Raw genomic sequence first — 19,062 nt, forward strand, 5'->3', positions numbered from 1 at the left:
TCTCGCGCAGTGCCTTCTTCCCGTCGGTTCATTTATTGACAAAATTTTGTGATGGAATGAGGTTAAGGAAATACCAACTTGACCCGCGTACACTTGAGCCGGTATTAGCACCTTACGGTTTTGTCCGTCCTCTATTATGGGGCGGGGGGGTGCTTGCGGGGCTCGTCGCCATATGGTTTGTGGCTGATCTTCTCGGAACTTCGGTACAGGAACAGAGGCTCATAGCAGAGAATCAGGCCCTCCAGGATGAGCTCTCTGAATCCCGTCAACGAGTGAGTGGCTTGAGTGAACAATTGGACAATCTCTCGGAGACAGATCGGGAGTTGTACCGGTTGATCCTGCAGGCTGATTCTATTCCGAGTGATGTGCGTCAGGTAGGTGTTGGTGGTGTAGACCCGTATGCTCACTTTGATGGATTCAGCAAAACAACATCTGAACTTCTTCGAGATCACGCCGAACTCCTTGATCAGCTTGAAAGACAGATCAGTCTGCAAACTGCCAGCTTTCAGTATCTCGAAACACTTGGAATCAAACGAATAGAGGCGCTGGCACAACTTCCAGCCATTTCGCCCACAAAGGGAGGCCGTATTGCCTCTGGTTTTGGCTACCGTTTGCATCCAATCCTCCATTACCGGAGGATGCACTCCGGTTTGGACATTGCTGTACCCCGAGGCAGTCCGGTATATGCTACGGGAGCAGGGGTCATTGAAGACATTGCGTACTCCAATATCGGATATGGCCGCTATGTTCTCATCGATCATCCTGAAGCTGGATATAAAACACTCTATGGCCACTTAGACTCAGTATTGCCAAACATCAGGGAGGGCGTGGAGGTTGTTCGTGGACAACAAATTGCAAAAAGTGGAAACACTGGATTGAGCGTTGCTCCTCATGTCCACTATGAGGTACGCGATCACAGTAATAATGCCCTTGATCCTCGCTACTTTCTGGGGCCCAGTATGACACCGCAACAGTACCAGGAACTCTTGGACCGGGCAGACAACCTCAGCAGTCTTCCGTAGCTGGATTGACGTTTTTTTTCGGGTTACCCCTCTGCATTACAACATATTCCTCTGAATTGCATAATATCCGGTTTCTAACTCGGATCACAAAGCGCACGTTAAATTCAAAATGGGATACTGGACACTCGAACTGGCCTCCTATCTCGAGGATGCTCCCTGGCCAGCCACACAGGAAGAGCTCATTGATTATGCCGAACGTACAGGAGCTCCTTTCGAAGTGATGGAGAACCTCCGGGAGCTCGAGGACGAAGGCGAACCCTACGAAAGCATGGATGAAGTATGGCCTGATTACCCGACGGCCGACGACGATTTCTACTTCGAGGACGAGTAGGTGGGGTTTATGCCTACTGGTACTGGTTGGAGGGCTCTCATCAGCAGTTGCCTCCGCTCAATCTGATTCCGACACACCTCATATTGCAGAGGTGTTCTTTGTCGGAGATACTGACTTCTCTGACGAAGTCCTTCAAAGTCGTATCCGTACGGCCGTCAACCGGGAATTTCTCGGGCTTCGTGGTGCACACTGGTGGCTCTGGCTTTACCGAATTGGAGAAGCCGGCAGACTAGGCTCGCGGTTGAGTAGGGCCCTCATGAACCTGGGAGAACCACCTGCCATCATAGATGAAGCTGTGCTTGCTACGGACTTGGAACAGCTTCGTGTGTTCTTTGAACGGGAAGGCTATCTCCAAACCGATATAAGCTATCAGATTGAGATTGATGGCAACCATGCTTACATCACGTTCAATATTGTTCAGGGACCTGCCACACTGATCAGCCGAGTATCCTATACTGGGCTGGACAGCCTGGATCTTCCACAACGACAACAACTTGCACAAACCTCCCTTTTTCCCCCACTACCCAATCAACCACTCCTGGATTATAAACCCGTACCACAGCGGTTCCGGGAGAGTCAATTGCTTGAAGAGAGAAGTAGGCTTCTGACACTGCTGCGAAATATGGGGTTTGCAGCCGTTACACGGGATTCAATTCGTGCCATTGTTACGCCCGTTACCATGGATTCCTTCAATGTCGAACTGCGGATCCATACCGGCAGACGCTTCCGTTACGGTACGATACAGTTTGAGGTCGAAGGCCCCGAACCTGATGTACCCGTACGAATGGATACCCTCTTTGCCAACAGAGATACATCCAGATTCGTGATTTCCAAAATTCAGGGAGACCGCCGCATCAAGAGTGCTCTTTTGCTCAAAGCACTGGATATACGACCCGATGCCTGGTACAACCAATCGGAAATCCTGACGACCAAACGACACCTGGAAGCTACGGGAGTGTTCACGTTTACCGACATTGTTTCTCAGGCCCCCATTGATCAGGTACTCCCCCACCAGATCACCGTTCGAACTCGACCACGCCATGAATTTTTGTTTTCGACCTTTATTCGACAGAGTAATGATGCCTTGGGTGGTGTTGAGAATGAATTAGGTGGTGGACTGGGCCTCACGTATAAAAATGCCAATATGTTTGGCGGTGGAGAGGTGCTCAGCCTAAGCACGACGGGCTCCGTTGCAGCAGATATAGATACGACCTTCCTTTCATCGACGCTGGCAGAATTTTCAGCGACCGTAAGCCTCCCCTACCTGATTGCCCCGTTCCACCACTTGGATCTAGACCTGTTTCAGACCCGAACCCGGTTTACGTTCAGCTATCTTACTGCTCGCCGCGAAGATTTAAGTCTGATTATACGTGGGCGCGTCGCAACACGCATCCGGTTCGAGCTACGACATAGCCCAAACATCACATCATTCGTTGATCTGATGGATCTGAGCCTGAGCCAGCCGGATACGTTGCGCGGCTTTGAATCCAGATTCCTCAACCAGGTATTAGGCACTGAGGGAAGGACTCAAATCATTGACCCTGTCCAACGTGCTCAAATCCTGGAAGACTATACTCAACCTCAAATCAACAACGCAATCCGTTACACGTTTCGATCTGAACAGGTTAACCTACTTCGCAGGGATGAGGGATATAGCTATGAGGCCAGTGCTGAACTGGGAGGAATGCTTCCCTATTTCCTAGATCGCTACGTATTCACTCCAGGCACGCTGGAGCAGAGCTTACGTCTTTTCTCTTTTGCAGGCAGTAATTCCGAAGCCTACTATCGTCAGTATGTGCGATTCACAAGCAGCTTTCGACGATACTATCGCCTGAGTAGTCGTACGGTTCTGGCTACAAAATTCTTTGGTGGCTGGGTCCACCCCATCGGTAAAGCCACCGTTGTACCATTTACGCACCGCTTCTACAGCGGTGGCGCATCAAGCGTACGTGGATGGGGACTCCGTCAGTTAGGACCAGGAGCGGCTAGCTTCAGCCAGTTGTCCAATAATGAACGGGAAACGAATCTCCTGGGAGGGGACATCAAACTGGAGGCTAGTTTGGAGTTACGCCAGACCGTAGTCCAGGATCGCCTGGGAGCGGACTGGATCCTGGCCACCTTCACGGATGCAGGCAATGTATGGTTCGGTCCACGTAATCCCGGATTCAGTGAGACCGCCCCGGGACAACCGACAGGGCGTCTTGTTTTCCAAAACCTACTGCAGGAAACGGGCATGGGTTGGGGAGTCGGGGTCCGGGTTTCATGGGCGTATCTGGTTGCTCGTCTGGATATGGCAGTCCAGGTCCACGATCCCAAACGCCCAGACGCAGGATTATTCCCCTCAGGTCTGAATAATTGGGTAGGCTATTTTCGCCTTGGTCATGCCTTCTGATCCATCCATAGACGCAGATACACCGTCGAAGCCTCCACTGCGACGTGGGGATGTTGTGGAATTGGTGATGGAGAAAATGGCAGACCGGGGAAAGTGCCTCGCATATCATAACGGTCAGGTGGTGTTTGTCCCTCATACCCTAGCAGGTGAGCGTGTGCAGGCCAAAGTGGTAAAACGGCGCAGGAAGTTTGCGGAGGCGCAGCTTCTGGCCGTGCTGCATCCTTCTCCAAACCGGGTCCAACCACGTTGTGAATATTTCGGAAGCTGCGGCGGTTGCACCCTCCAAACTACCTCCTACACACAGCAGCTTGAGGATAAATATCAACTGGTGCGCGAGACAATGACACGCATCGCTGACCTACCAAATCTGGAGATTCACAAGCCACTGGAATCGGCTGCAATCTTTGGTTACCGAAATAAGATGGAGTTCTCCTTCTCCCCCTACCGCTGGCTCACCAGAGAGGAGATTGATTCTGGAGAAGTATTTGATACCTCATTTGCACTCGGTCTGCATCCACCAAACGTATTCGCCAAAATCCTGGACATTCACCGATGTCATCTTCAAGGTGAACGTAGTACGGCAGTGGTCAACGGGATCCGAGTCCTTGCAAAGCAACATCATTGGAGTCCCTGGAACTGGCGGAACAAAGAGGGATTTTTACGACACCTTGTCATTCGCCAGTCTGTACATATGCCGGATTTTATGGTGAATTTAATTACATCTGAGTACGATGCGGAATGCATGTCCTGCCTTGAAGCCTACCTCAAAGAGGAGCATCCGTATGTGACCACACTGGTAAATACCATCAATTCAACACCTGCTCAGACCGCCTTTGGAGAACGAACCGAGACCATCTACGGCCCTGGGATTCTTCGAGAACGTATTGGTGACCTTACCTTTGAGATTGCGCCCGGCGCATTCTTTCAGACCAACACTCTTCAGGCAGAACAATTGGTGAACGTCGTACGCGACCTCGCTGGAGTGACTAAAAACGAACATGTATACGACCTGTACTGTGGCACTGGAACGATCGCATTATCCCTCGCTAAACATGCCGCACATGTGACCGGTATTGAACTGATCGAAGATGCCATCCTGAACGCAAGAAGCAATGCAGCTCTGAACGGAATCAAGAACACCACCTTCATCAGTGGGGACATGCTGCGGCTCTTAAATCCAGAGCTCATTACTGAGCATGGGAATCCTGATGTCGTCGTGCTTGATCCTCCACGAGCAGGTATGCATCCAAAGGTGGCCGTGCAGGTATCTAGGCTAAACGCTCGCAGGATTGTGTACGTGAGTTGTAATATTCAATCCCAAGCCCGTGATCTACTGATCTTATCGAAGTCGTACGATGCCATTGTTGCGCAACCTGTTGACTTATTTCCCCAAACCCATCATCTTGAGAACATCGTCCTACTTGAGAAAAAAGTATTGTGATGGGTAAGACTGCATTTGTGACGGGAGGAACTGGCTTCGTCGGCAGCCACCTGGTTGAGGCATTACTCCAGCGAGGTTACTCAGAAATTCGCTGTCTAGTCCGTTCTGAACCGAAATGGCTGACAGGGCTTGATGTCGTGCATATACGCGGCAGCCTCAACGATTCCACGCTGGTTGAACAAGCTCTGCAAGGGGTAGATTTTGTCTACCATTTAGGTGCAATGACACGCGCACGGACATGGGAAATGCTGTATGAGGCCAACGTAACCTCTACGATAAACTTGATGACGGCGGCCGCTTCTGCAAAAATTCCCAAAGTATGTATTGCCAGCAGTCTGGCGGTCGTTGGTGATACCGGGGAGGTACTCGCCGATGAATCCACACCCTGCGAACCCGTTTCCATGTACGGGAGAAGTAAACTCGCCATGGAACATGCATTGGCAGACATGGATCTGCCCATAGTCATTATCCGCCCTCCCGTTGTATATGGACCAAGGGATCGAGATCTACTGACTTTTTTTACTGCCATAAATCGTGGACTCTGTGTTGTACCCCGGCGCGACCCTGGACTGTCACTCGTGTATGTACGAGACTTGGTCCGGGGTATCATTGGGGCAGCTGAATCTCCGCGGACTACTGGCGAAACCTACTATGTAGGAAGTCGTCGAATTATATCCTGGGGGAAACTGAAAAAATCGTCTGAGTCTGCGTTGGAGAAAAAATCACGGATGATCCAGATCCCACGCTCGCTCATCATGCCACTGGGAACCCTCAGTGAATTTGCCGGAAAGCTGTCCCGAACCTACCCGGCACTGAACCGCGAGAAGGCGCGGGAAATCCTTCATGCGACAAAACAATGTTCATCCAAAAAGGCCAGTGAACATTTTGGGTATACTTCTCAGGTCTCATTGAACGATGGCATAAAAGAAACCATTTCGTGGTACCGGATGCAGGGGTGGATTTAAGCCAGCCTTCCAAGGGTAGTCTGCAGACCATATGCAAGATCAACGGCATTGCGGTCAATTTACAGGGCTCAAATCTATGAGGCCACCCCTCGCAAGGATATGTCCTATTTTTCTTTAGGAGTACCTACCCATGCCTCAAAATACTGTATCCTGCTCAAGCTTAATCTCGCAGAGACCCACGGAGCACAGCGACAAATAATTTGACCATCGCCCCCAGTTCTGCAACTCACACATCGATTCACTGTACACAGGTTATTGTTCTGCCTCGAACGTCTGCACTCATTGCGGCGTTTGAGTTTTGTATATTCTTAGTTCAGTCGGGAACTTCATTCGCCCACATGAACGGACCGTTTCTGCTGAACCATACAGTTTAAATCCACCTGACCTGGAAAGAAAGTGAGCTTGCTTGGATTCAATACGGGTTACGTTGAAGAGCTCTATAAACGCTTCCTGGATGACCCATCCAGCGTCAGCGAAAGTTGGCGGGAGTTCTTTACTGACTATGATCCCGGAGAGACTGCTCCGCTACCGGTCGCACAGAAAGAAGTGCCCAAAAAGCAAGAGGAGATAAAGAAGGATCCCCCACATCCCTCGGGAGATGGGTTGCCTGCTGATGCAGAGGTTGCCCTCATCCGCGGGCCTGGCGCGGCGATTGTGGACAACATGGAAGCCAGCCTCCGCATTCCTACGGCAACTTCTGTTCGCACATTCCCCGTTAAACTGCTCGCCGAAAATCGTACGCTTCTCAATCAGTACCAACGTGGTATCGATGGATTCAAGGTTTCCTTCACGCATATCATCGCCTATGCAATCGTACAGGCCCTGAAGGTCTTCCCAACCATGTTCAGTACATTCGTCAGGGAAGGAAGCAAACCGAAGCACGTACGTCCATCTCAGGTAAACTTTGGCCTCGCAATTGACATTGAGCGCAGGGGCCGTCGTTCCCTGCTCGTGCCGAATATTAAGGGGGCAGACCAGATGAATTTTGCGCAGTTTCTCGGCGCTTACAATGAACTCATCCGACGCTCCCGGGGCAACGCGCTGACAGTTGAGGATTTTCATGGGACGAACGTCACGCTGACCAATCCGGGAATGATTGGGACCAGCCTCAGTGTGCCGCGCCTAATGCCACATCAGGGGGTCATCGTCGGTATTGGTTCCATTGGTTATCCACCAGAATATCAGGCAATTAGTGCTGCTTCCGCCAGTAAGGTTGGGCTGGCCCCGGTGATGACCGTCACCAGTACCTATGATCACCGTGTCATTCAGGGTGCGGAAAGCGGTGCTTTCCTGGCTCACATTGCGGATCTGTTACAGGGTAACGACAACTTCTATTCAGATCTTTTTGAAGATCTTCATGTGCCCTACCCTCCATTTGTTCTCAGTCCTGACTCGACTCCCCGATTAGGGAGCTCCCAGAAGACAGGCAAGGAGATGAACCTTGTCGAAAAACAGGCCCAGGTCATGATTATGATCCGGGTATTTCGCGTCTTGGGACACCTACAGGCAGACACGAACCCACTTCAGAATAATTGGAAATATCATTCCGAACTGGATCCTGCCAAGTACGGCCTGACGGTGTGGGATCTGGATCGTGAATTCGTCACAGGAGGGCTTGGTGGAAAGGATGTTCTCCCCCTGAGAGATATCCTAAACACTCTTCGGGAGACCTATACACGCCGCATCGGTGTTGCGTATATGCACCTCTCGAGTCCAATCGAAAAACACTGGCTTCAGGAGAAGATTGAGACTTTGCGCGATTCTGAAGAACTGACACTAGATGATCAGCGGCGAATTCTACTTAAGTTGAACAAGGCAGAGGCATTCGAACGCTTCCTGCATACCCGCTTCATTGGACACAAGCGCTTTTCTCTTGAGGGTGGGGAAAGTATCGTCCCCATGTTGGATCTGATTGTGAATGACGCTGCAGAGCAAGGTGTGCACGAAGTCATAATTGGCATGACCCACAGAGGTCGGCTCAATATTCTGGCCAACATCATCGGAAAATCCTACGAGAACATCTTTTCGGAGTTTGAAGGCAACATCAACCCCGATACGATCTATGGATCCGGGGATGTAAAGTACCACCTAGGCAGTAAAGGAACGTACGAGACAGAGAGTGGGGCAAAAGTTGAACTGACATTGGCCTCCAATCCCAGTCATTTGGAATCTATAACCCCAATCGTGCAGGGAATGGTGCGGGCAAAACAGGACTGTATCAGAGACGCTGGCAACACTGATTTGTCCGATGGCCAGGTTACGGATATGATCATTCCTGTGCTGATTCACGGAGATGCTGCATTTGCTGGCCAGGGGGTTGTTGCGGAAACCCTGAACTGTAGCCAACTCAGAGGCTATCATACTGGCGGCACCATCCATCTTGTCATCAACAACCAGATCGGCTTTACGACAGGACCTAGTGAGGCGCGCAGTTCCACCTATGCAACGGATGTGGCCCGAATGATTGAAGCACCGATTTTCCATGTGAATGGGGATGACCCCGAGGCGTGCGTACGCGTGGCTCGTCTTGCCTTGGACTACCGGCAGGTATTCAACAAAGATATCGTTGTTGACATGCTCTGCTATCGACAGCATGGCCACAATGAAGGGGATGAGCCGACCTACACCAATCCAGTCCTGTACCAGCAGATTCAAAAGAAGCGGTCTCCACGCAAGCTCTACACCGAGTCGCTTCTGAACCGGGGGGCAATGAAGCCGGATGAAGCAGAAAAAATGCTGGATGATTTCCGGGCATTGCTACAGGACGCATTTGAACGGACCTCTGACCTTAAGGAGAAAGATCCGGCCGCGATACTTGAGCACTTCCATAATCGCAGCTACGAATCCCCACCTCCCGTAGACACCCGTGCTTCTGAGGATCAACTTGAAAACATACTCCATGCGCTGCTGCAAATCCCGGATGGATTTAATGCTCATCCTAAGTTGATGCGGCAGTTTGAACGCCGGAACGAAAAACTACGGAAGTCAGGACAGCTCGACTGGGCATTTGCTGAGGCACTGGCATTTGGCACCCTCCTTCAGGAAGGAACGACTGTTCGCCTGAGTGGTCAGGATTCCAGGCGTGCAACTTTCTCGCAGCGCCATGCCGTGATTTACGATCAAATCACGAACGCAGAATACATTCCCTTGAATCATATCACTGAAGAACAAGCGAGGCTGCATATCTACGACAGTCTACTATCCGAATATGCGGTAGCCGCATTCGAATACGGATATTCCGTCCAGAACCAGGACGCCCTAGTAATCTGGGAGGCACAATTCGGGGACTTCGCCAATGGTGCACAAATCGTCTTTGACCAATTTCTATCCGCCGCCGAAGAAAAATGGGGCCAGACTTGTAGCTTGGTCGCGCTGCTTCCACACGGATACGAAGGACAGGGCCCCGAACATTCATCTGCGCGCCTGGAGCGCTTCCTCCAGCTTTGTGCTGAAGGAAATATGATCGTCTGCAACTTGAGTACACCTGCAAACTATTTTCATGCGCTGAGGCAGCAGGTTTTACGGGAGGTAAAAAAGCCGCTCGTGCTCATGACTCCCAAGAGCCTCCTACGCCATCCAAAGACCGTTTCTTCGCCAAAAGAGTTGACGGAAGGAGAATTCCTGCCTGTCATTGGTGCCGACAAAGATCCCGCCAAAGTTAAACGAATTGTGGTCTGCAGTGGTAAGATTTATTACGACTTATTATCTGAACTTGATAAGCATCCAGACGAGCAGGATCGTATCGCGCTGATCCGGCTTGAGCAATATTACCCGTGGCCCCACGATGCCCTCTACAAGGAGCTGGAACGATACAATACCGATGTAGAGATCTGCTGGGCTCAGGAAGAACCAGCAAACATGGGAGCTTGGACTTATGCTCGTCCACTACTGAAAAGTACACTCCGCTCCGCAAAATTTGGGCATGATCCCCGCGTTCAGTACGCAGGTCGTCACCCGAGTGCCAGCCCGGCCACAGGCAGCTCAATGGTTCATCAACTCGAGCAGGATGAAGTTATTGCGAGCGCCCTACTACTCTCTTAGATAGGTGGTATCCTTTCGGAGGATTTTGCCAACTTTGACTTAGCTTGACCTCAAGTCAATATTTTCGGTCTTGCCCAAGAGTCGCAACAACTAATACCGCCGGTTATGCATTCGTGCATTGCGGGCGGCTTTCTCTTTCGCTATCCTTCGATCTTCCGATGGCTTTGTGAAAGCCATGTTCTGTCGATATTGACGTAATACCCGGCTACGATTTACGGCGCGTTTGAATCGCCTGAGTGCCCGGTCAATATTTTCTTTTTCTTTGACTTTTACGCCAATGCCAATGTGAAATGCCAACTGACTACCTTGATTTAATGTTGTTGTGGGAAAAAGTAAGACCACCTTCTACAACACTACCCAGTGTGTGTTCCTGAAATCCAACATTTTGTGTGTTAACTGGTCAAAATTCGCGCAAACAGGGATTTATCCTTCCCTTCTCGTGACATGTTACAACTTGACGGTCAGTTGAAGTACTGCGCTCCTCCTTGTCAACATTTCGTCAATTTCGAAGCGAGAATCCTGCCGAGGCCCTGCATCATCCGAAGGATAGAGATCCCACACATCACGTTCCTCTTCCGTATGCAGCCCGAGGTCTACTCGAATCCCATCTGTAAGTTGAAGCCCCGCGCCAAATGACATGCCAAAACGATCTCCTATTTGTCGCCCATCTGGAGGGGAGACAGCTGCCGGATCTTTGTAGGGCGAAGAGCGAAATGCCAGCCCCCATCTGAGATCAACGAACCCGATTTCAAACTCGGTACCCAGAGCATAATTCAAGGCGACACCATATTCACTATCAATCACACGGTTCACCTCACTGAACACCTCTGCCCCTTCACTCGAGCTCAATCTAAGCTGCGTCCAGTCAATAACCTCCGCTTCTCCCGTAAGCATGGCTATTCCACCATCCAGTCGCAGTCCGACCCCCAAACGCCATGGTGAACGCACTGAGTATTCGAAGAAACCATTGCCAATATCATCCGCGTGGTCACCATATGTAACAGAGCCTCCGAGATCAAATCGCGTGGTGAATTGCTCCCCGTAGCTTTCCTCAAAGTACGACCAGGTCGGAGATTCGAGCGTCACACCGAAGCGAATCCTGTCTCTCAAGTTTCCACTCATTCCGGCTCGGAGGTTGATCCCAGCCATATCGGAACTCAATGTTTGTTGATAGTCAAGCTCGTTAAATCCCTCCAACAATGTACCGTCGTCAAGCAACACGTTATACTGATCAGCCGTGTTCTCATTCAAGATGTCACTTTCTGTAAAGTTGTAGTCGAAACGATAGTCACCGACAAAGATGTTTACAGAGGCACCTACCATAATATCTTTGGTTGCCTGCCATGCCAGTCCTGCATTCAACTCATACGCCTCCCCTGATTCTGAAACCAGGACCGACTGCTCGATTAAGGTACCCGGTACAACCGTTGAATAGAACGGGTATTCCCCCTGTTCATGAAGTTCCCTGAAGTACTCGAAGATTCCGCCGTTAAAAGCTGCAAAGGGTAAATCTGCCAACTCTCCAAGATCCCCATCCTGGTTTATGGAGTACTCGTTGTCAAATGGCAGGAAGGACGTCGAGATGGTGCTCTCAACATTCTCTCCGACAAAGTTGAGTCCACGTGAAAAGTCACGCGTCTGACTGAGTGCCAGCCCGCCAACCAATTTACCTCGTGCCACAGGTACATCGTACAGAAACGCCAAATTCCCTAAGCCTGTATTGTCCATTGATGTCGAAACGACGTCACGGTCGAACCCGCCTGCCAAGATTTTGGAGTCATTTATAGCATCAAACCCTCTGAGGGATATCACGAGTTTATTGCCGTCTACATACCCTAACCCAGCCGGATTACCGTACATAGCACTGTAATCTCCAAATCCAGCAAAACCACGTATAGACATCCCCGTCATACGTGCTCCCACCGACATATCACGCTGGTGCAGTCCCCATACTTCATCGGCTGTCTGCGCGATGGTCGGAGATACAGTAATCATCATAACTGTAGCGGTGATTGTACCGGCAGTAAATCTTCGAAGAATGCGGACTGACTGTTTCATTGATCCTTCTTATTGTCTCTTGATGAATGTTTTGCGTTTTTTGTGAGCATACTCCCCCTAGATACTCCCGATTTAATTTCAGAAGCTGGTCTTGGGAAAAAAGCTTTTCTTTCCTTTGGAGATTAGTTGCCTCTACGAGGCGCGGAACGGGTGCCTGAACGTTTTGCCGGAGTTGACGAGGTGCTCCCGCCAGACCTCGGCGCTGACCGAGTAACAGGTCTACTTGGTGGCGTTGAACGCGTTGTTGGTCTGCTTTGCGGCGTTGAACGTGTCGTCGGTCTGGAACTCGAACGGGTGCCCGATGACCCGCGGGTACGCGGCGTTGAACGCGTCGTTGGCCTCGAACTCGGACGGGTTCCCGATGAACTGCGGGTACGTGGCGTTGAACGCGTCGTTGGCCTCGAACTCGTACGGGTACCCGATGAACTGCGAGTGCGGGGCGTTGAACGCGTCGTCGGCCTGGTACTCGAACGAGTGCCCGACGAGCTGCGAGTACGCGGCGTTGAACGTGTCGTTGGCCTGGTACTTGAACGGGTTCCGTTTATTGTGCCACGACGGACCGTTCCTCTGTCAGCAGGGACGCTTCGTGTGACCCCACGACGAGTCCGTGAAACCGCTTCATCCTCACCCACCGAGCGCTGAACTCCACGGGTTCTGCTACCGGCTGCTACCACACCACCACGGGTTCGACTCCTGGCCAGCACACTTTCCTGTTTACCTCGATCTGCTACTGCATTGCGCCGACCAACAAGAATATCATCCCGATCAGTCCCATAGCGGCCACCACGTGATCTCACCCCTCCACGACCGATCCGTGATCCGCGAGGACCATAGTTACCAGCATATCTTGCCCGATAGCCCCATGGGGTACCATAATATCCATATCCCCAGTGAGAATATCCCCCTCCACCATAAGGATAACCGGCATAGAAGTAAGGATCATACCACCCGTAGCGATAAGGAGACGAGTATAAAAACGGCCTGCCCCAACCAAAGCTCAGATACAGACTCGAGCCACCATACCAGTAGTCATCATAAAAGGGATCGTAAAACGGGTCAAACGAATAAGGATGACCATAAAAGGTAGCAAAGTGCCTGCGATAGCGTGACGAGCGGTAGTAATAATGGTCGTAATAGTAATTGTCCACCACAACACTATCTCCGTGCGGAGTACTGTACTCTGTAACCTCTTGATAATCTGGCTCCCTCTCGAAATAACTCGAACCCAACTGGGTATAGCACCCTGCAGTGAATAACAAAGTCCCTAGGATGAGACTAATACTGGACACTGTTCCTGTTGATTTTTTTGAATGCTCTTTCATGAGTCCATCGCTTGTCTGGTGGGGATGAGTGGTAACTCGCTATGCTCAGGTTTGGTTCGGTAATATACTAGACGCTACTGCCAACCGAAAGGTAGCACATGCGTCTATGTAATTGGACCCGCAAATATCGGACCACTCGCGAAAAAAGCCGGTATGGTGATCTTGATTAACACTGACATTATGTCGTAAATCCAGGGGAATCAGATACGGAATCCCACTTCACGACCGACAGGATTTCTGGGGAATTCTGCAGTCACTGCACGGATATGCGGAGGCACCGGTGAGGATGCCAACGTCAGAGTTCTGCGGGATTCAATAAAGGTGCTGACTTCAGGGGCATTGCCGGAGACTCCTGAGAAAACCGATTTGGAACACATAGTGAATCCTGCGTTACACGGGGACCATCCAGTTTATGATTGATGAACTATCGACTGCTCGGCCGAACCGGATTTCCTGTGAGCGAAATTGGGTACGGTATGTGGGGAATGTCCGGCTGGAAAGATTCCGATGATACCCAGTCCATGGAGTCTATGCAACGCGCAGTAGACCTCGGTTGCACGTTTTTTGATACGGCCTGGGCGTACGGAGATGGCCATAGTGAAAGCCTCCTAGGGAAGTTAGTACGAGCTAACCCTGACAAACGCCTCTATACAGCATCAAAGGTTCCACCAAGGAATCGAGCTTGGCCCAGCCAACGTGAACATACTCTTGACGACTGTTATCCTCCTGCTTACGTCCGCAGGTATATTGACTTGAGTCTAATAAATACAGGCCTGGAACAACTGGACCTCATGCAACTCCATACATGGGAAGATTCGTGGCTGGATGATGACCGCTGGATCCAGGAACTCCAAAGCGCAAAAGAGAATGGAAAAATCGGATCCATTGGGATCAGTCTCAATCGATGGGAACCATGGAACGGTATCAAAGCAGTACGAAGTGGGCTCGTAGACTGTGTCCAAGTGATCTACAATATCTTTGACCAGAACCCTGTTGACGAGCTCTTTCCTGCCTGCGAAGAGCATAACGTGGGGATCATTGCCCGTGTCCCCTTTGATGAAGGCACACTGACGGGTACGATCACACTCGACTCAACTTGGCCCGAAGGAGACTGGCGCAATACCTATTTTGTAGAAGAAAATTTGCGAAGCAGCGTGGCACATGTTGAGCCGCTGCGAGCGATTGTGCCCCCAAACAGTAGCATGCCCGAAATGGCTCTCCGCTTTATCCTGAGTAATCCAACCGTAAGCACTACGATTCCGGGAATGCGTAAACTGAACCATGTGGTGGCTAACATTGCAGCCAGTGATCGAGGCCCTCTGGGACCCTCTCTACTCCAAACCCTTTATAATCACCGCTGGGACCGTGAACCTACATCCTGGTCGCAATAACCTCTGAACCCACTGCCTTCGATCTGCCAATTGCTACCCCGCCAAATCACTGCATCTGACCGCCACACACACGTGGCATCTTATGTACCGCGTAGCTTTTTTTATTCCACTGCTTTTTACCGCACAGGTGGCTGCACAGTCCTGGGGGACGGTTCAGGGTACGGTCACTGAATCCGGGAACGGACTGCCACTTCCGGGAGTGAGCATTCTGGTCAACGACACAAATTTTGGTACGGCCTCAAATGACTCTGGAAGCTATACCCTACAGCTTCCTACAGGGAGATATGCTCTGCGATTTTCGTATGTGGGGTTTGCCAGTCGCCTTGATTCTGTAGTCGTATCATCGCGCTCCATTACGACTCTGGACGTCCAACTTGTCCCCACGATCTTAGAAGGCGAAGAGCTAGTGGTAGAAGACGAGACTATACTTGGCGCCGGTGTGCAACAGATTGCACCGGAGCAGGTGCGCCGGATGCCGTCTCCCTTCAAAGGATTTCAGGCGCTCCTCGTGCTACCCGGTGTATCGGCCAACAATGAGCTCTCCAACCAATACTCTGTGCGCGGAGGAGGATTCAACGAGAATCTGATCTTCCTTAACGGCTTCGAAATTCATATGCCGTTTCGCCCAAGACAAGGTGAGCAGGAAGGGCTAGGACTCTTTAACCCGGAATTGGCACGTCGCATTACCCTTTATACTGGAGGGTTCCCTACGAAGTATGGAGGCAAGATCTCTTCTGCATTGGATATTGAATACGCTCCATCAACAAATTTTACAACCAGTGCAACCCTGTCCCTACTTGATGGAACTGCAACAGCCGCGGCAACCAGTGGATCATTCTCCTGGCAAATTGGACTTCGTAAAGCGAGAGCTCGACGTTTTTTCTCAACCCAAGAGCTGAAAGGTAACTACCAACCTGATTACCAGGACGTCCAGACACGACTTACCTACCGCCTGACTCCCCGTCATGAACTTGAATTTGTTGGACTTTATGCAGATCATGAATTCCGGCTGGATCCGCGCGGACGGCGGACATTTTACGGGACGGTGTCTGCAGACGGCGGCTCCTCAGATATTCGATCCGTCTGGCTTTCCTATTCCAGTAACAGCGAAGAAGTCGATGGATATCAAACCGGCCTTGCCGGACTACGCCTGAGAAATCACGTGGGTACAAGATGGACGCTCCAACACGATGTGAGCCTGTACATGACACAGGAGCGGGAGTCCTACACACTTGAAGGAAATGCCGTGCTGTATGATATTGTCACTGACAGCAATGCTGACCGTCTAGAAATTCCGAGGGGTCTGGCGCGTCAGGAAGATTTGGCAAATAACACAATCACCGTAACCACTCTGGCAGGCCGGGGCCTCTACCACTGGACCAGTAGCAGGCATGTGGTTGAGTCTGGCTGGCATCTAAAACGATTCGCCTTTGATGACAGACTCATGGAGGAATCCATTGTCCTGGGAAAAGACCTCGAGATGGAACCCGTTCGGATTGTTGTAGACAGCCTCAAGGGAACCACAACGCTCAATACTTCGCAGATTAGCCTGCATGTCGAAGATTCCTACAGCGTCAATGAGGTGACCCTCCTGAACGCAGGTATCCGGACAGATTGGTATGAGTTCAATCAAGAATGGACTTTTTCACCCCGAGCAAGCCTGCGTTATGAAGCATCGAAAGAACTAACCCTCACTGCATCGGTGGGTATTTACTATCAGCAGCCTACGTACCGCGAGCTGCGTGGCACTCCGGGAGCAGATGTGCCGCTTGCCCAATCTCTGAACCGTTCCCTTCGCTCACAGCGCTCCGTACAAATGACCGGCGGCGCAGAACTCTTTGTGCCACAAAGAAGGCTCTACCTGCGCGGCGAAGCCTACTATAAGAAACTGGCAAACCTGATCAGTTACTCCCTAGAAAATGTGAGAATTAACTACAGCGGACTCAACGACGCAAGCGGTCATGTGTACGGCCTGGATCTTCAGGCCAGAGGGGAATTTGTGCCCGGCATGGAAAGCTGGATCAATTACAGCTTCATGGTTGCACGTGAGCGATTTCTTCCGCAGTATACCACACATCTGAATGCTGGCCTACGGCCCAGACCTACAGACCAGCGCCATACCGTCGCTCTGTTTGTGCAGGACTACATCCCGATGGACCCCACCTGGAAGCTGCATATGCGTATTCTGTTCGGGAGTGGCCTCACATATACTCCTCCAATCCCAGGTGAACGTATTGGAAGCGTTGTCACCCAAATTCCAGGAAACAGGCACTCCGCCAGATACCCCGAATTCCGGCGAATTGACTTTGGGACCACAAAGATTATCACCTTGAGTAATCGCCCAAGACCTTTGCAGTTGGAAATAACCGCCGAGATGCTGAACATATTTGACATCATCAACACCGTTGCCTACTCCTGGCTGCCAGATGCAACCGGCATCTGGCAGCGTATTCCAACACGCCTGACCCCGCGTACTATCAATCTACGACTGCGTACATCATTTTGAATAACTATTCCCTTCGTCAACCGGTAAGCCTGACCGTCGTCTCCGACCGGGATTCACCTCAATGGCAACCCAATACATTGGATTTTGTATCACACGCCTACAATTGATCTGTTGAAGTATTCTGACCAGACGTAACAAAACCTTTTGCGCCTCTGTCACGGCGCATTTGCAGTCCCTGCCTCCTCTCTGTCGGTATTCGCTTTTCCTGGCACTGATGGTGCTTGGGTCACTGGCTGGAACTGAGGCTGCTGCCCAAGCTCCCTTAAAACCCGCAAAAGCTGCTGCATACAGCATCGTTCTGCCAGGGCTCGGACATAAATATGCCAATGGGGGCAGGTGGAGTCGACGCGCAGCACTCTATACCATTGCAGATGCGATTCTCGTAGCAGGCCTGGTCACAAGTGAATGGCAGCGCAGACACCTAGTTGAAAGCTATCAGACATGGGCTGCATCCTATGCCGGTGTCACGAATGCAGGCAAAGATCGTCGGTTTTATATCACCATCGGGAATCATCTTTCGTCTGATGAATATCGTGAAGCCCAGCTGCGAAACCGGCGCGTTGACTTAGTCAATTATGTAGATGATCCGGCGTTCCACTGGACATGGCAAAACATACAGGATCTCCAGCGATATCGAGACCTCCGAAGAAGCTCCGAGTCGTGGGCACAGCAAAGAGGAGGAATTATCGCCGCACTCGTAGCCAACCGTGTAGTCTCCAGTGTATCCGCTCTGCTTGCGGCCCGGCGCAAGCGTGAAAGTAGCCTGCAGATCGCCGTCATTCCCGGTCCCACCGTTCAAGTTGCGTTTACCATGTAGTTTATGTGTACTCGTGCTGGAGATTAATTTGAACTCTTCCAGGACAAGCGAATCCGCAAAAACCCGTACCTTGGGGAATCTATCACGGGTCCTTAGCTCAGTTGGTTAGAGCGCTACGTTGACATCGTAGAGGTCGATGGTTCGAATCCATTAGGACCCACCGATCAGATCTGTATGTTCTGATTTCTTTGTTCTTCGAATCAAACACTTACTATCATCGCAAAAAATATACAAACACGCATTAATGATGCCATTGATGCAAACATAGTACGAGTTGTTGATCCACAGGGAAAACATGGCGTGTACTCGCTAGAGAAAGCCATGGAAATGGCGCAGGAGCAGGCTCTGGATCTCGTTGAAATCGCACCTAATGCCGACCCCCCTGTCTGTAAGATTATGGATTATGGGAAGTTTCTCTATGAGAAAAATAAAAAGGAGCGCGATGCCCGCAAAAAACAACATCAGACACAACTCAAAGAAATCCGGTTTCGCCCTCGCACAGACACTCATGACTTTGAGTTCAAGGCAAAGCATGCCCGGGAATTTCTTATGGATGGTCATAAAGTGCGTGCCTATGTCCAATTCAGGGGCCGTGACATCATCTATAAGGAGCAGGGAATGCTCATCCTTGCGCGGCTCGTTGATGCCCTGAAAGAGGTTTCCAAGCTGGATCAGGAACCCCGAATGGAGGGCCGACGCATGACTGCGATACTGACTCCATTAAAACCAAAGTAACTGGGAACCTAGTCTTATTCCTGTGGTTCACTTGGGTTCTG

Annotated in this window: 13 protein-coding genes and 1 tRNA gene; 12 read left to right on the forward strand and 2 right to left on the reverse strand. The window is 50.9% G+C overall.

Features of this window, described 5'->3' with window-relative positions; genetic code table 11:
• The first annotated feature begins 56 nt into the window (after window positions 1-56).
• The 6 genes from F4Y64_10165 (at window position 57) to F4Y64_10190 (ending at window position 10,192) form a co-directional block, all read left to right on the forward strand.
• The gene (locus tag F4Y64_10165; protein MXX97963.1) at window positions 57-1,022 is read left to right on the forward strand and encodes a peptidoglycan DD-metalloendopeptidase family protein; all 966 of its coding nucleotides are present in this window, start codon (window positions 57-59) and stop codon (window positions 1,020-1,022) included.
• A gap of 109 nt (window positions 1,023-1,131) precedes the next feature.
• Window positions 1,132-1,353: a DUF2795 domain-containing protein gene (locus tag F4Y64_10170; protein MXX97964.1), complete on the forward strand. Its 222-nt coding sequence runs from the start codon at window positions 1,132-1,134 to the stop codon at window positions 1,351-1,353.
• Window positions 1,295-3,745, forward strand: coding sequence for a BamA/TamA family outer membrane protein (locus F4Y64_10175; protein ID MXX97965.1), 2,451 nt, complete (start codon window positions 1,295-1,297; stop codon window positions 3,743-3,745). Before F4Y64_10170 ends, F4Y64_10175 begins: the two co-directional genes overlap by 59 nt.
• Entirely contained in the window at window positions 3,735-5,186 is a 1,452-nt protein-coding gene (gene rlmD / locus F4Y64_10180) for a 23S rRNA (uracil(1939)-C(5))-methyltransferase RlmD (GenBank protein MXX97966.1), read from the forward strand. The genes F4Y64_10175 and rlmD overlap by 11 nt, the downstream gene beginning before the upstream one ends.
• On the forward strand, window positions 5,186-6,151 hold the full coding sequence (locus F4Y64_10185; protein MXX97967.1) for an NAD-dependent epimerase/dehydratase family protein: 966 nt from the start codon (window positions 5,186-5,188) through the stop codon (window positions 6,149-6,151). The genes rlmD and F4Y64_10185 overlap by 1 nt, the downstream gene beginning before the upstream one ends.
• A gap of 396 nt (window positions 6,152-6,547) precedes the next feature.
• Window positions 6,548-10,192 (forward strand): multifunctional oxoglutarate decarboxylase/oxoglutarate dehydrogenase thiamine pyrophosphate-binding subunit/dihydrolipoyllysine-residue succinyltransferase subunit, encoded by a 3,645-nt coding sequence (locus F4Y64_10190; protein MXX97968.1) that lies wholly within the window; start codon window positions 6,548-6,550, stop codon window positions 10,190-10,192.
• 90 nt (window positions 10,193-10,282) lie between these two features.
• Here the strand turns inward: F4Y64_10190 and rpsU are convergent, their stop codons facing one another.
• Window positions 10,283-10,477: a 30S ribosomal protein S21 gene (gene rpsU / locus F4Y64_10195; protein ID MXX97969.1), complete on the reverse strand. Its 195-nt coding sequence runs from the start codon at window positions 10,475-10,477 to the stop codon at window positions 10,283-10,285.
• A gap of 162 nt (window positions 10,478-10,639) precedes the next feature.
• On the reverse strand, window positions 10,640-12,250 hold the full coding sequence (locus F4Y64_10200; protein ID MXX97970.1) for a hypothetical protein: 1,611 nt from the start codon (window positions 12,248-12,250) through the stop codon (window positions 10,640-10,642).
• Between the two features lie 150 nt (window positions 12,251-12,400).
• Between F4Y64_10200 and F4Y64_10205 the strand changes: the two genes are divergently transcribed.
• From F4Y64_10205 to F4Y64_10230, 6 genes are all read left to right on the forward strand, one after another.
• The gene (locus tag F4Y64_10205) at window positions 12,401-12,892 is read left to right on the forward strand and encodes a hypothetical protein (protein ID MXX97971.1); all 492 of its coding nucleotides are present in this window, start codon (window positions 12,401-12,403) and stop codon (window positions 12,890-12,892) included.
• A 1,099-nt stretch (window positions 12,893-13,991) separates the two neighbouring features.
• A complete protein-coding gene (locus tag F4Y64_10210; protein ID MXX97972.1) occupies window positions 13,992-14,963 on the forward strand; it encodes an aldo/keto reductase in 972 nt (323 codons plus the stop codon).
• 82 nt (window positions 14,964-15,045) lie between these two features.
• A complete protein-coding gene (locus tag F4Y64_10215) occupies window positions 15,046-17,469 on the forward strand; it encodes a TonB-dependent receptor (GenBank protein MXX97973.1) in 2,424 nt (807 codons plus the stop codon).
• Window positions 17,470-17,683: 214 nt separating this feature from the next.
• Window positions 17,684-18,286, forward strand: a complete 603-nt coding sequence (locus F4Y64_10220) for a hypothetical protein (protein MXX97974.1) — start codon at window positions 17,684-17,686, stop codon at window positions 18,284-18,286.
• Window positions 18,287-18,372: 86 nt separating this feature from the next.
• A tRNA-Val gene (locus tag F4Y64_10225) sits at window positions 18,373-18,446 on the forward strand.
• Window positions 18,447-18,499: 53 nt separating this feature from the next.
• A complete protein-coding gene (locus F4Y64_10230) occupies window positions 18,500-19,021 on the forward strand; it encodes a translation initiation factor IF-3 (protein MXX97975.1) in 522 nt (173 codons plus the stop codon).
• Window positions 19,022-19,062: the final 41 nt, after the last annotated feature.

This window comes from Rhodothermaceae bacterium (assembly GCA_009838195.1).
GTDB lineage: Bacteria > Bacteroidota > Rhodothermia > Rhodothermales > Bin80 > Bin80.

Excerpts from the sequence above, each read along its gene's own strand:
- F4Y64_10220 (MXX97974.1), top strand. The coding sequence starts at position 17,684 with ATGGTGCTTGGGTCACTGGCTGGAACTGAGGCTGCTGCCCAAGCTCCC.
- rlmD (MXX97966.1), top strand. The coding sequence starts at position 3,735 with ATGCCTTCTGATCCATCCATAGACGCAGATACACCGTCGAAGCCTCCA.
- F4Y64_10200 (MXX97970.1), bottom strand. The coding sequence starts at position 12,250 with ATGAAACAGTCAGTCCGCATTCTTCGAAGATTTACTGCCGGTACAATC.
- F4Y64_10165 (MXX97963.1), top strand. The coding sequence starts at position 57 with ATGAGGTTAAGGAAATACCAACTTGACCCGCGTACACTTGAGCCGGTA.
- F4Y64_10185 (MXX97967.1), top strand. The coding sequence starts at position 5,186 with ATGGGTAAGACTGCATTTGTGACGGGAGGAACTGGCTTCGTCGGCAGC.
- F4Y64_10170 (MXX97964.1), top strand. The coding sequence starts at position 1,132 with ATGGGATACTGGACACTCGAACTGGCCTCCTATCTCGAGGATGCTCCC.
- F4Y64_10175 (MXX97965.1), top strand. The coding sequence starts at position 1,295 with ATGAAGTATGGCCTGATTACCCGACGGCCGACGACGATTTCTACTTCG.
- F4Y64_10210 (MXX97972.1), top strand. The coding sequence starts at position 13,992 with ATGAACTATCGACTGCTCGGCCGAACCGGATTTCCTGTGAGCGAAATT.
- F4Y64_10215 (MXX97973.1), top strand. The coding sequence starts at position 15,046 with ATGTACCGCGTAGCTTTTTTTATTCCACTGCTTTTTACCGCACAGGTG.